We start from the raw sequence: 12,958 nt of genomic DNA, 5'->3' as shown, positions 1-12,958 counted from the left end.
CCGTTTCCATATACCGGAACGGGTTTTCCTCGTATAAGGCCGGAAATACACCATTTTTTATTCATTTCGACATGAACACTTCCAAATCACTTCTTTCCGTGTTGATGGCCTTTGTGCTGTTGTTTAGCTCCTGCGCCACTTCCCAGCAAGCTACTTCCCAGCCTGACCTCTCGTCGGCTAACGGTACCGGAGCCCGCAAAACCGGCATGAGCAAAACTACCAAAGGCGGCTTAATCGGCGCCGGCGGCGGCGCCGCCGCGGGGGCCATTCTGGGCCGCATAATCGGTGGCAAGTCGGGTACCGCTATTGGCGCCATCATCGGTGCTGCGGCCGGTGGCACGGCCGGCGCGATTATCGGCCGCAAAATGGATAAGCAGGCTGCCGAACTTCAGAAGGACATGCAGAACGCCCGGGTAGAGCGCGTGGGTGAAGGCATTAAAATCACCTTCGACTCGGGCATCCTCTTCGACACCAACTCCGCCGCGCTGCGGCCGGCTTCGGAAGCTGACATCACCAAGATGGCCGTTGTACTGCAGAAATACCCCGACACCAACGTACTGGTAGAAGGCCATACCGACAATACGGGTACCGACGCCATCAACCAGCCGCTGTCGGAGCGCCGGGCTCAGGCGGTCGCTTCTTCGACCATTGCCAAGGGCGTATCGGCTAGCCGGGTTACCTCTAAGGGCTATGGTTCTTCGCAGCCCGTCGCCGACAATTCTACCGCCGAAGGCCGGCAGGCTAACCGTCGCGTAGAAATCGCCATCTATGCCAATGAGAAAATGAAAAAAGCTGCCGAGTCTGGCACTTTATAAACCCTAAGAGTTGCTTCTTCAGCCTCATTATCGGCTCGTAGCAAGCACCATTTCTGGAAAAGGCCGCCTGCAAGGGCGGCCTTTTTTGTGGAAGCTTCCGCCGTGGTGTAGCCCGGAGCCAGGGCATTGGAGCACAACTCAGCAGGGTCGGCTCACGTTTAAGCCTAGTTGGTATTTTTCAACTTCAAACTTGCATTTGTCATGAAAGCACTCAAAGTATATTTGCTGCTCGCCTTCACTTGTTTGTTTCTGACCGTTTCGGCGGCCCAAGCCCAGACGTCCACTCCTGCCCAGACGCCCACTCCTAAGAAAGGGTGGAGCAACAAGGCCAAAGGCGCTGCCATTGGCGGCGGGGCTGGCATCGTGACCGGTGCCGTGCTGGGGGGCACTAAGGGAGCAATTATCGGCGGGGCCGCGGGCGTGATTGGCGGCGGGCTGATTGGCCGCAACAAGGATAAAAAGAAAGATCCTGAACGGTACAAGGCTTATCGGAACAAAAAATAAGGATTTGGCGGGTTCGTCAACCCATCAGCCCGAAAAGGCCTTGCCACGCGGCAAGGCCTTTTTTTATGGTTTCGTAGCTCAGGCTGGTATCAAGGCGGAATAGTTTGGCAAGGTGGTTGCAATTGGCGTACTTGCGGCGAATTTCACTCGTCATTGCCATTTGCGGGCATTTTTTATCCAAATCTTTTTTTTAACATGAAATTTCTTCGTTCATCCCTCACTTTCTTGTTGGCTTTGCTGCTGTTGGTAAACAACTTCGCGCAGGCTCAAAGCTCTACCGTCTCAACTGAGAAGCCCAAGGGCATGAGCAAAACCCTTAAAGGGGGCCTCATCGGTGGCCTGGGCGGTGCCGTAGCGGGTGGCGTGGCTGGCCGCCTGATTGGCGGCAAGTCGGGTACCGCTAAGGGAGCCATCATTGGTGCCGTAGTGGGGGGCACTGCCGGAGCCCTCATCGGCCGTAAGATGGACAAAGCCGCTGCGGAGCTGCGCCGCGACCTGGAAGGCGCCAAAGTAGAGCGCGTAGGCGAAGGCATCAAAATCACCTTTGCTTCGGGCATTCTGTTCGCCACTAATTCGGCTACCCTGACCCCCGACGCCGCGGGCAACGTTACCCAACTGGCTGAAACGCTCAAGAAGTACGCCGACACCAACGTGGTGGTGGAAGGCCACACCGACAACTCGGGTTCGGATGCCATCAACCAGCCGCTATCGCAGCGCCGTGCTCAGGCCGTGGCTAATACCATCATCAACGAAGGCGTAGACGCTTCCCGCGTTACGGCTAGCGGCTACGGCTCGACCCAGCCCGTGGGCGACAACTCAACGGCGGCCGGCAAAGCAGCTAACCGTCGCGTAGAAGTAGCCATCTTCGCCAACGAGAAAATGCAGAAAGCTGCCAAGAAAGGCCAACTGTAAGCTCATTCACGCTGCTGAAACGGCAGCTTGTCCTAAATCAAAAAGCGGCGGCCCAGGGGTCGCCGCTTTTTTTGTGGCTTTTAAACAATAACCCTAATTAGCACAACCTTACTGCGTACCGGCCGGTACAACAGGCATGCCTGCCTCCGATGCTACCTACGCCTCGCCCGCGGCCGAAAAAGCCTGGGCCGACCACGTCATCCTTGACCATTTTTACGGCCACTTGCCGCCCGAGCCCCGCCGCACGCCCATGCGCGAGCTGGTGTCGACCATTCTCTCGCACCGCACCACCCACGCCGACGAAGAGTTGGCCTACGACCGCATGCTGGCCGCTTTCGGCGACTGGCCCGGGGTGCTGGCGGCCCCCACGGCCGAGCTGGCCCATGCCATCCGCACCACGCGCTGGCCCGATACGCAGGCTCCGCGCATTCAGGAAATCCTGCGCCGCATCCAGGCCGAAACCGGCGGGGCGTTCGACCTGGATTTTCTGGCCGAGTGGCCGCTGGAGCGGGCCATGGCCTGGCTGACCGACATGCCCGGCATTGGCCTGAAAACGGCTTCGCTGCTTTTGCTCTTTAACTACCACAAGCCCGTGCTACCGGTCGATGCGCACGTGCACCGGGTGGCGCAGCGAGTCGGGTTCCTGGGCCCCAAGGTATCAGTCGAAAAGGCGCACGCCGTGCTCCTGGCCCTGCTGCCGGCCGATGCCGAAGTACTGTTTAACTTCCACAAGCACAACTATTGGCACGGGCAGCAAATCTGCTTTTTTCTGAAGCCTAATTGCCCGCGCTGCCCGCTGAAGGGTTTCTGCAACTACTACTGGGAGCACTACGGGGAGGCTACGGCCGCCGCCCTGGCGGCCACGCCCGCGCAGTGGGACCCCGCCGCCTGGGGTAAGCTGCCGCATTAGGTATAGAGCCGCCTTGGCTGCGCCAGGCCCGGACCGTTGCCATATTGTTCGGGTAGTGACGAAGCAACGCCGCCGCGAAGGCTACGGCGCACCCCGCTGTACCTTTATGCCATGCGCCTCGTCAAGCATCCCGTCCTCTGCAATTATTACGTCACCTACCGCTGCAATGCGAAGTGTGCGTTTTGCGACATTTGGGAAAAGCCGTCGCCCTATATTACGCTGGCCGATGTGACGCAGAACTTACGCGACCTCAAGCGCCTCGGGGTGTCGGTGGTTGATTTCACGGGGGGCGAGCCGCTGCTGCATCGCCAACTGCCGGAGTTTCTGGCTCTGGCGCGCCAAATGGGGTTTATCACCACCGTAACCACGAATGGTTTGCTGTACCCGAAGAACGCCGGTAAGCTGCGCGGGCTGGTCGACATGCTGCACTTCTCGCTCGACTCAGCCGACCGCGCTACCCACGACTTGGGCCGGGGGGTAGCCTGCTACGATTTCGTGCTCGAAAGCATCCGCGTGGCCAAAGAACTGGGCGAGCGGCCCGACATTCTGTTTACGGTGTTCCGCAACAACCTAGCGGACCTCGAGGCCGTGTACCGCGACATTACCCAGCCCAACGGCTTGGTGCTGATAATCAATCCGGCCTTTGAATACGGCGACATAGCAACCGGAGAGCAGCTCACGGCGGCCGAGCTGGATTACCTTTCAGCCTTCGGCAAGCGCCGGGGAGTATATCTGAATGAGGCCTTTATTCAGCTGCGGCGCGATGGCGGCAACCACGTGGCGGACCCGGTGTGCCGGGCCGCCAGTACCACGCTGGTCATCTCGCCTAGCAACGAGCTGGTGCTGCCCTGTTATCACCTCGGTGAGCAGAAGTTCGCCATTCAGGGGCAGCTCTACGACCTTTACAACGCCCCCGAAACCCAGCGCCTGGCGGCCCTCGAAGGCCGCTTGCCCCAGTGCGAGGGGTGCACCATTAACTGCTACATGCAGCCGAGCTTTGCCGTCGAAACCAGCAAGTATTTCTGGCAGGCACTGCCTAGTACCCTCAAGTATAATTGGGAAAAGGGCACGTGGAAACGCCTGCTGCAACTAGCGTAATTACAGATAGAAAATTGCGCTGAGCTTTGGGCCCACAGGCTATTCTGCTAAAAGTATATTAGCCCATTATACTCACTGCCAACAGCTCCCTATAAAAATGCCTGCTCTCATCCTTCCTGTTCACGGTATTCACCCGGAAATTCCGGCCGACTGCTTTGTTGCCGACAATGCCACCATCGTGGGTGATGTGGTGCTGGGCCGGAACTGTACCGTTTGGTTTACGGCCGTGATTCGCGGCGACGTGCACCGCATCCGCATCGGCGACGAAACCAATGTTCAGGACGGAGCCGTGCTGCACTGCACCTACCAAAAGGCGCCGCTCACCATTGGCAGCCGCGTGAGCATCGGGCACCGGGCGCTGGTGCACGGCTGCACCGTGGAGGACGAGGTGCTCATCGGCATGGGCGCCATCGTAATGGACCACGCCGTGGTGGGCAGCGGCTGCATCGTCGCGGCGGGGGCCGTGGTGCTGGAGAACTTCGTGTGCGAGCCGGGCTTTTTATACGCCGGCGTGCCGGCCAGAAAAATCAAGCCCGTGACCCAGGAGCAACGCGAAGGGCTGCGACGCACCGCGGCCAATTACCAGACCTACGCCAGCTGGTTTGAGCGTGCATAAGCGCCCACCAGGGGCTGTAGGAGGCTCTTGCTCTTGTCTGATAGAGGGTTACACCTATTTATTTGTTAACTCGAGTTGCCGAATAGCCGCGTCGCGGTCGTACCCGGTAGGGCGGTAGGTTGGTAGAGCATGGTACTCCGGGCCAAACCAGAGCCGCGTAGCGGTGACAGAGCCACTAGCCGAAGGTGCCACCGCTACGCGGCTTTCACCCACCGGACCTCTTTAAGTACTACCAACCTGCCGCCGATACAAGGCTATTTCGCAACTTGAGGTAGTTGGTTTCTGCGTTTACGCGGCGGGGAAATATTTTAGTAGATTTTGGGTGATTATTGAGTTTGTCGCGGTATTACTACGCGGCCGACTGGCCAAGGCCCCTGTTATGATGACGCAATCCGCCTTAAGGCTTTTCGTATGAAAAATTCGCTTCCACCCTCCGACCAGCAGACTCTTGCGGGGCTGCGCAGCCGCGAAGACAGCTCATTCGCCGTGCTCTACACCTTTTATTACCCGGCTGTTGAGCGGTTTGTCCTGCGTAACAGCGGCTCGCGGGCCGAAGCGCAGGATATTTTTCAGGAAACCATTCTGGTGCTGCTTGAGAAGGTGCCCACCGCCGACTTTCAGCTAACGTCTTCGCTGAAAACGTACCTTCTGTCGATTAGCCGCAACTTGTGGCTGAAGCGCCTGCGCCAAGCTGGGCGCGTGGTGCGGGCCGAGCTGGAAGAGCTGGAAGGCCATTCACCGGCAACCGAACCGGCCGCTTTCGGCGAGGAAGCAGCAGCCCAGCAGCAAACCCAAGTTCGGGGGCTACTGGCGCGCATCAGCGCTAAGTGCCAAGCCCTGATTCAAGCCCTCTTCTTTAATCAGAAAACCATTCAAGCCGTCGCGCAGGACCACCACTACACGTCGGTTCACAACGCCCAGAACCAGAAGTATAAGTGCTTGGAGCAGGCCCGGCGCGGAGTTCGCAATAACTCGGCTTAAGCGAGGCTGCCCGGCGACTAGCTGGTGTAGTGGTCAAAATAAAAAGGAAACCAGCGGGTGATGGGCCCAGAGCTTAAGGAATAAAAGGTACACACATCGTCACTTTTACTCCTTAATTTCTCATGAACCCTTTTCCGCTTCCTTATTTCCGCTCGCTGGTTGCCGCGATGCTGCTGTGGGCCGTGCCGGCCCTCGCTAAGCCGCCCGTAGCCGCGCCGCTGGCCAAGGGCCCCGTGCGACTACAAGCCCGGCAAGCGGCCCGCGACTTCACGACGGTTGATGTTGACGGCCGGCCCGTTTCGCTGGCTAGCCTCAAAGGTCGCAAAGTACTGTTGATGTTTATGCGCAACGTAGGCTGCCCGGTGTGCAACCGACGCGTGCACGAGCTGCTGGAGCAGGCCGATTATTTCCGGGCGCACAACCTGGCGGTGGTGGCCGTGTACGAATCCTCGCCGGCCCTCATGAAGCAGTATCTGGCCGGGCAAGCGGTGCCTTTCACGATGGTGCCCAATCCCGACCAAAGCCTTTATCAGCTCTATGGCCTGGAAGTGTCGGGCGCCAAGGCCATGGCGTCGGTCTTCCACGGGGTGATAGGCAAGGCCAGCCAAGGCAAGAAGCTCTTTCAGCAAGCCATTGAGCCAGACGGCAACCGTAACCGCATCGGAGCTGAGTTTCTGCTCGACGAGCGGGGTACGGTGGCCGTGGCCCATTACCACCGCTACATCGGCGACGAGCTGCCCCTGGCCGACATCAAAAAATTTCTAAACTAACCGGCATCCTCGTCGGCCCACTCACTGCAGTTTGCCCGAGCGGTGCGGAGACGCGACCCTGCGCGTCTTTACGGGGCCAGCAACTTGCCCAACAGCCTCAACTCCTTTTTCGCCCCAACCCATGAAAGTAAGAACCCTGCTCCTGATCGGCGCCGTGCTTATGACGCTGTGCTGTCTGTACGTGCTATTTCGCTAACTACTTAATAAATAAAATCATGAAGACGACAAACATCTGGAATATCCAAGAAAGTGAAGGGGATGGAGTGAACTGCCCCATCACGCCCGTCAACCTGCCGTGGTACAAGAAAGTGGGACTGCTATTTTTTCGCTTTGGCGTCTGCCCGGTCTGCGTAACGAGCAGCCTAACCTACGCCCTCGTGCAGGCCGTGCGGAAACGCCGCCCGTCTGCCCCCTGGAAGGCTGGGTGAGCTAACCCCCTGGGTGCCTCGAGCACGGCTTGGGGCACTCGGGTAGCTGCCTACACCTCGTCGCCGAGATCACCGCGCGGCTCGGCTCGCTCGGCCCGCGTGGTCACGCGGAGCTGCACCAGCTCCACGGCGCGGCGGGAGCGTTGCAGCACCCGGAACTCGTAGGGGTCGAGCACGGCCACGTCGCCCACTTCCGGGATGCTGCCGTAGATGACATTCAGCAGGCCCCCTACGGTTTCGTAGTCTTCGCCCTCGGGCAGGGGGAAGGGGAGGTACTCGTTGGCGTCGGAGATGGGCGTGGCGGGGTTGACGCGGTATTCGTCCTCGGCCACTTTCTCCACCACCGGCACCTCGTTGTCGTACTCGTCCTGGATTTCGCCCACCAGCTCTTCCATGATGTCCTCAATGGTGACGATGCCCGACACCCCGCCGAACTCGTCGCTCACGATGGCCATCACGATGTGCTTGCGCTGAAACTGGCGCAGCAGGCGGTTGATTTTCTTGGTTTCGGGCACGAAATACGGCGGGCGCATGATCCGGGCCAGCTCCAGCGGCTCCTGCCGCCGGATGATGGGCAGTAAGTCCTTCACGTTGAGCACGCCCACGATGTTGTCGATGTTGCCTTCGTAAACCGGCATGCGGGAGTAGCCTTCGTTGAAGACAATGTCCAGAATCTGGTCTTCTGGGGCATTCACGTCCAGGGCCGAGAGCTTGGTGCGGGGCACCATGATTTGCTTCACCATCCGGTCGTTGAACTCGAATACGTTCTCAATCAGCTCGTGCTCGGAATCCTGAATTTCCCCGCTCTCCTTGCTCTGGTCGATGAGCAGGCGCAGCTCGTCGGAGGTATGGGCCTCAGTGCCGTGCACGTTGTTGATGCCCACCGCGTTGAGCATGATGTTGGAAGCCTTGGATAAAAACCACGTCAGCGGCCGGGTGAGGTAGAAGAACCCCCGCAATGGCAGCACCAGCGCCAGGCTCACCGCCTCGGGCCGCTGAATGGCCAACGCTTTGGGGAATAATTCGCCGAAGAGCACGTGGATAAAAGTCAGCAGGATCAGGCCGATGGTAACGGCAATGCTGTGGGCCGTGAGAGGAGCAATGTTGAGCCCCAGGCGCGGCAGGAAGCCGAGTAGTAGCTCCGTAAACAGCTCTTCGCCCACGGCACCAAGCAGCAGGGACGCAATGGTCACCCCCAACTGCGTGGCGGAGAGGTAGTCGTAGAGCCGGCGCAGCACGCCCATGGCTTGGCGAGCTAAGCGACTGCCTTCTTTGGCTTTCAGCTCGAGTTGCGAAAGGCGGATGCGAATCAACGAGAATTCAGCAGCCACGAAAAAACCGTTTACTAAGACGAGTAGAACGGTAAAGAATATTTTTAAACCCATGTTGGCGGCTCCGTGACGCGGTCGGTCGAGGGGCCTTTGTTGCCCAAAAGTACGCAGTTTGGCGCAGGTGGTTGAGCCGACGAACTTTTAGCGCGGCAGTTTGTGGTACCAACACCCGTAGTTTTGTGGCCCGGAAAGCGGGAAAACGCGGGCCTGGGCAACGGGCTCCACCGAAGTCACTGGAATGAGGCTTATAACGAGGCACCATCTTTTTCAGTTCTGGGGGAGTTCCCGGGAGACAACCTGTGATGTTTATAGAGATGAAGACCTTTTCGATTGTTAAAATTCTGGCGCTTTGGCTGGGGGTGGCCTTGTCCGCCACCGGCCAGGTTCTCACGCCCACGCACCTGAGCACGGGCCTGAGCCAGCCCACCGCTAAAGTAGGGGAGGAGCTTGAGCTGGTGATTAACGCCCGCATCGACGACAAGTGGCACCTGTATGCCTCGGATTTTAGCGACGAGGTAGGACCCGTGGTGTTCAGCCTGAAATTCCAACCGAGCCCGGCCTACGCGCTGGTTGGCAAGCTGCAGTCCATCAAGTCGCACCACGAGCAGGATGAAGTGTTTAAGGGTGAAGTAGCTTTTTGGGAAAAAACCGGCCAGCTGCGCCAGCGAATCAAAGTGCTGCAACCCGGCTCCCTCACCATTACCGCCGACGCCGAGTACCAAAGCTGCACCACCGTGGATGGCCGCTGCGTGCCGGGCAACGAAACGCTCCGGTTTGGGCCTCTGACCGTGGCCGGCGGGGCCGCCCCAGCCCCGGCTACCGGCGCGACAACCCCCGCCGCGCCCACCAAGCCCGCAGGCACCGGGGCCGCCCCAGCTCCGGCAAGCTCAGCTTCCGCGCCGGGTCCGTCGGCGGGGCCGAATACGGTTCCCTCCGCTTCGGGGCCGTCGGCCGCGGCGTCGGCACCGTCGGCCCGGGCGACGCCCGGGCCTAGTCCAGCGCAGGTGGTCGCGCCCGCCGCTTCAGCTCCCGACGACCCGGTTAATAAGGCCGGGGGGCTGTGGAGCTTCGCTTTCCTGGCCTTCACCTTTGGCCTGGCCGCCCTGTTTACTCCGTGCGTCTTTCCGATGGTGCCCATGACGGTTTCGCTGTTCACCAGTGGCAACGACAGTCGGCAGCGGGGCATTCTCAAGGCCTTGGTGTACGGGGCCAGCATTATTGCCATTTACGTGCTGGTAGGAGTGCTGGTATCGGCCTTGCTGGGCGAGGATGGTCCCAATCTCATCAGCACGCACTGGCTGCCCAACCTGATTTTCTTCGTGGTGTTCGTGGTATTCGGCCTGTCGTTTCTGGGCTTGTTCGAAATTACGCTGCCCCACAAAATCGTGAATACCGTGGACGCGCAGGCCGATAAGGGCGGCTGGGCCGGCGTGTTCTTTATGGCCCTCACCCTGGTGGTGGTGTCGTTTTCGTGCACGGCCCCCATCGTGGGCAGCATCCTGGGTCTGGCGGCCCGTGGCGAGCGGATAACGCCTATCGTGGGCATGCTGGGCTTCTCACTGGCATTCGCGCTCCCCTTTACCCTGTTTGCCATTTTCCCGTCGTGGCTGAAAGGCCTGCCCCGCTCGGGCGGGTGGCTGAATACGGTGAAAGTAGTGCTGGGCTTCGTCGAGCTAATGCTGGCCCTGAAATTTCTGAGCACCGCCGACTTGGCTTACCACTGGCACCTGCTCGACCGCGACGTGTACCTGGTGCTGTGGATTGTGCTTTCGGCGCTGCTTGGGTTCTACTTGCTGGGCAAGTTCCGCCTCTCGCACGATTCGCCCCTCGATCACCTCAGCGTGGGCCGCTTGCTGATGGCCGTAGCGGCGTTTGCTTTCACCGTGTACCTGGTGCCGGGCCTGTTTGGCGCCCCACTGCCGCTGCTGGCCGGCTACCTGCCCCCCCAGAGCAAGCACGACTTCTCAGTCGCGGCGGCCAGCGGAGCCGGCAGCCCTGCCGTGGCAGCCGGCGCGAGCGGCTCTACTCCGCAATGCGAGGCGCCCCGCTTCGGCGACTTCCTCGAGCTGCCCCACAACCTGAACGGCTACTTCGACCTCGAGCAAGCCAAGCGCTGCGCCCGCCAACAGCACAAGCCCATTTTTATCGATTTCACGGGCCACGCCTGCGTGAACTGTCGCAAGATGGAGGCGACGGTTTGGAGCGACCCTCAGGTACTTGAGCGCTTGCGCAACGACTACGTGGTGGTGGCCTTGTACGTCGACGACAAAACTGAGCTTCCCCAGCACGAGTGGTACACGTCGCCGCGGGATAAACAGCTCAAAACCACCCTGGGCAAGCAGAACGCCGACTTGCAAATAACCCGCTACGGCTTTAACGCGCAGCCGTACTACGTGCTGCTCGACCCCAATGATGACACCGGTAAGCCCTTGGTAACCCCCATTGCCTACGAGCCCAACGTAGCCCAGTTCAACGCCTTTTTACAGGCGGGATTAAAGCAGTTTCAGGAGCGGCAGACTCCCGTAGCAAGTCGCTAACCGTTAAGATATAAAGTAGCAATAATGTCTAACCGAATGCGTAAGCAAGAATAGGTGACCGCACCCGGAAGCCGCTATTATGCAATGAGGCATCGACCCGCTTAGCCGCGTAGCTCATTCCCTTGCCTTCTTCCGTATTTAACCATGCCCGCAACGAACGTAGAAGCAATCAGAAAGCTGGTTTCCAATCAGCTTTCTGATTGCTTTTTGCTGCCCGATAAGCGCGGCGCTGTACCTTGAGCCATGGTTAGTAAAAGACCTTCGGCCGCATTGGCAAACCATTGCCTTTCTGCGAAAAATTAATATTCGGCCTTGCGGCCTTATCTTTTTCCCCATTCTCCGCTAACAATGGCTCGTAACTACGAACTTGACGATACTGACCGGAACATTCTGAACCTGCTTATTCAAGATGCGAAAATGCCCTACACCGAGATTGCCCGCAAGGTGAACGTATCGGGCGGCACGGTGCATGTGCGCATGGCTCGGCTCGAGGAAATCGGCATCGTGCAAGGGGCTACTCTGCGCATCGACTACCAGAAGCTGGGCTATGGCGTGAACGCGTTTCTGGGTATCTACCTGCTAAAAAGCTCGGTCTACACCAGCGTAGTACACCAACTCCGCGAAATCCCCGAAGTAGTGAGCATTCATTTTACGACCGGGGCCTACGGGGTATTTGCCCGATTGGTATGCCGCGACACCCTGCATCTGCGCGACGTGCTGCACGACCGCATTCAGCCCATCGACGGCATCGAGCGCACTGAAACGCTGATTTCGCTGGAAGAAGTCATCAACCGCCCCACCCAGCTAACCTAAAAGTAAGCCGAAAGGAGCGGGGCACCAGCCCGGGGCGCGGCTTGTTGGCGCGGCGTACTTTCGCACTCGCTCATGCCTGCTCAGCTACCCGCCACCTTACTCATTCAAACTGCTTTTATCGGCGACGTGATTTTACTCACGGCCCTGCTGGAACACTTGCACCAAACGGAGCCAGCCACGCCCGTCGACGTACTGGTGCGGCGCGGCAACGAAAGCCTGTTGGCGGGCCATCCGCACGTGCGGCAGGTATTGGTTTGGGATAAGAAGCACCGCAAGTACGCCAACCTGTGGCAGTTGCTTGGTCGAATTCGGGCCACTGGCTACGGGCGGGTCGTAACCTTGCAGCGCTTTGCCAGCACGGGTTTTCTGACGGCTTTTTCGGGGGCGCCGGAGCGGGTGGGGTTTGCCAAAAACCCCTTCAGCCGGTTTTTTACGCGGCGCGTACGCCACGTTATCGGCGACGGCACCCACGAAGTAGCGCGCAACCTGAGCCTGCTGGACCCGGCATTTAATGAGGAGTCAGGCACGAAGCACGCAGCGTGGTCGGGCGGGAATGCCCCCACGCTTGATGCTCGTTCTGCCTTGCCCCCGCCCCGGCTTTATCCGTCGGCTGCCGACGAGGCTTTAGCAACCGCGTATGCCGCGGCGGGCCCGTACGTGTGCCTGGCCCCCACTTCGGTATGGTTCACGAAGCAGTATCCCGAAGAAAAATGGCGGGAACTGCTCCTGGCGCTACCCGCCGAACTCCGGGTGTACCTGTTGGGTGGGCCACCCGACGCGGCGGCCTGCGAACGACTCGCCGCGGCCAGCAACCGCGAAAACGTGAGCAGCTTAGCCGGCAAAATGAATCTGCTGGCCTCGGCGGCCCTCATGCGCGGGGCGGTGATGAACTATGTGAACGACTCGGCGCCCTTGCACCTGTGCTCGGCGGTGGGCGCGCCCGTTACGGCGGTTTTTTGCAGCACCGTGCCGGAGTTTGGGTTTGGGCCACTGTCGCCCGTGTCGTTTGTGGTACAAACCACCGAGCCGCTGGAGTGCAAGCCCTGTGGCCTGCACGGGCACGGCGCCTGCCCGCTGGGGCACTTTCGCTGCGCCTACACCATAGAAGTAGACCAGCTGCTGGCCACGATGAAGAAAGAAGAATAAGCTAGAGGTGCTGACCCGTCGGTAAGGCCCAGCTTGGCGTCTGTGACGGCCCGCCGTCTGGGCCCGGCCAATGCCCACGTCGGCGCCGCGAAAGCAG

Annotated in this window: 13 protein-coding genes; 12 read left to right on the top strand and 1 reads right to left on the bottom strand. The window is 59.7% G+C overall.

Going from position 1 to position 12,958, the window contains the following annotated elements:
* The first annotated feature begins 71 nt into the window (after positions 1 to 71).
* From IC235_RS05785 to IC235_RS05745, 9 genes are all read left to right on the top strand, one after another.
* Positions 72 to 815: an OmpA family protein gene (locus tag IC235_RS05785; protein ID WP_223847101.1), complete on the top strand. Its 744-nt coding sequence runs from the start codon at positions 72 to 74 to the stop codon at positions 813 to 815.
* A gap of 201 nt (positions 816 to 1,016) precedes the next feature.
* On the top strand, positions 1,017 to 1,319 hold the full coding sequence (locus IC235_RS05780; protein WP_191004218.1) for a glycine zipper domain-containing protein: 303 nt from the start codon (positions 1,017 to 1,019) through the stop codon (positions 1,317 to 1,319).
* Positions 1,320 to 1,514: 195 nt separating this feature from the next.
* Positions 1,515 to 2,231, top strand: coding sequence for an OmpA family protein (locus IC235_RS05775; protein ID WP_191004217.1), 717 nt, complete (start codon positions 1,515 to 1,517; stop codon positions 2,229 to 2,231).
* 136 nt (positions 2,232 to 2,367) lie between these two features.
* Positions 2,368 to 3,141 (top strand): endonuclease III domain-containing protein, encoded by a 774-nt coding sequence (locus IC235_RS05770; protein ID WP_191004216.1) that lies wholly within the window; start codon positions 2,368 to 2,370, stop codon positions 3,139 to 3,141.
* A 111-nt stretch (positions 3,142 to 3,252) separates the two neighbouring features.
* A complete protein-coding gene (locus IC235_RS05765; RefSeq protein WP_191004215.1) occupies positions 3,253 to 4,239 on the top strand; it encodes a radical SAM protein in 987 nt (328 codons plus the stop codon).
* A gap of 97 nt (positions 4,240 to 4,336) precedes the next feature.
* Positions 4,337 to 4,855 (top strand): gamma carbonic anhydrase family protein, encoded by a 519-nt coding sequence (locus IC235_RS05760; RefSeq protein ID WP_191004214.1) that lies wholly within the window; start codon positions 4,337 to 4,339, stop codon positions 4,853 to 4,855.
* A gap of 411 nt (positions 4,856 to 5,266) precedes the next feature.
* A complete protein-coding gene (locus IC235_RS05755) occupies positions 5,267 to 5,836 on the top strand; it encodes an RNA polymerase sigma factor (protein WP_191004213.1) in 570 nt (189 codons plus the stop codon).
* 122 nt (positions 5,837 to 5,958) lie between these two features.
* The gene (locus IC235_RS05750) at positions 5,959 to 6,606 is read left to right on the top strand and encodes a peroxiredoxin-like family protein (RefSeq protein WP_191004212.1); all 648 of its coding nucleotides are present in this window, start codon (positions 5,959 to 5,961) and stop codon (positions 6,604 to 6,606) included.
* A gap of 215 nt (positions 6,607 to 6,821) precedes the next feature.
* Entirely contained in the window at positions 6,822 to 7,034 is a 213-nt protein-coding gene (locus IC235_RS05745; protein ID WP_191004211.1) for a hypothetical protein, read from the top strand.
* Between the two features lie 50 nt (positions 7,035 to 7,084).
* On the opposite strand, the gene IC235_RS05740 is transcribed toward IC235_RS05745, so the two are convergent.
* Positions 7,085 to 8,419, bottom strand: a complete 1,335-nt coding sequence (locus IC235_RS05740) for a hemolysin family protein (RefSeq protein WP_191004210.1) — start codon at positions 8,417 to 8,419, stop codon at positions 7,085 to 7,087.
* 260 nt (positions 8,420 to 8,679) lie between these two features.
* On the opposite strand from IC235_RS05740, the gene IC235_RS05735 reads away from it, so the two are divergent.
* From IC235_RS05735 to IC235_RS05725, 3 genes are all read left to right on the top strand, one after another.
* Entirely contained in the window at positions 8,680 to 10,902 is a 2,223-nt protein-coding gene (locus IC235_RS05735) for a protein-disulfide reductase DsbD family protein (protein ID WP_191004209.1), read from the top strand.
* A 348-nt stretch (positions 10,903 to 11,250) separates the two neighbouring features.
* Entirely contained in the window at positions 11,251 to 11,715 is a 465-nt protein-coding gene (locus tag IC235_RS05730) for an Lrp/AsnC ligand binding domain-containing protein (protein WP_191004208.1), read from the top strand.
* Positions 11,716 to 11,787: 72 nt separating this feature from the next.
* Positions 11,788 to 12,861, top strand: a complete 1,074-nt coding sequence (locus tag IC235_RS05725; RefSeq protein WP_191004207.1) for a glycosyltransferase family 9 protein — start codon at positions 11,788 to 11,790, stop codon at positions 12,859 to 12,861.
* Positions 12,862 to 12,958 lie beyond the last annotated feature (97 nt).

This window comes from Hymenobacter montanus, from assembly GCF_014699115.1.
Lineage (GTDB): Bacteria > Bacteroidota > Bacteroidia > Cytophagales > Hymenobacteraceae > Hymenobacter > Hymenobacter montanus.
Note: the sequence above shows the minus strand (reverse complement) of the source record. Positions and strands in the feature narration are given on the sequence as shown.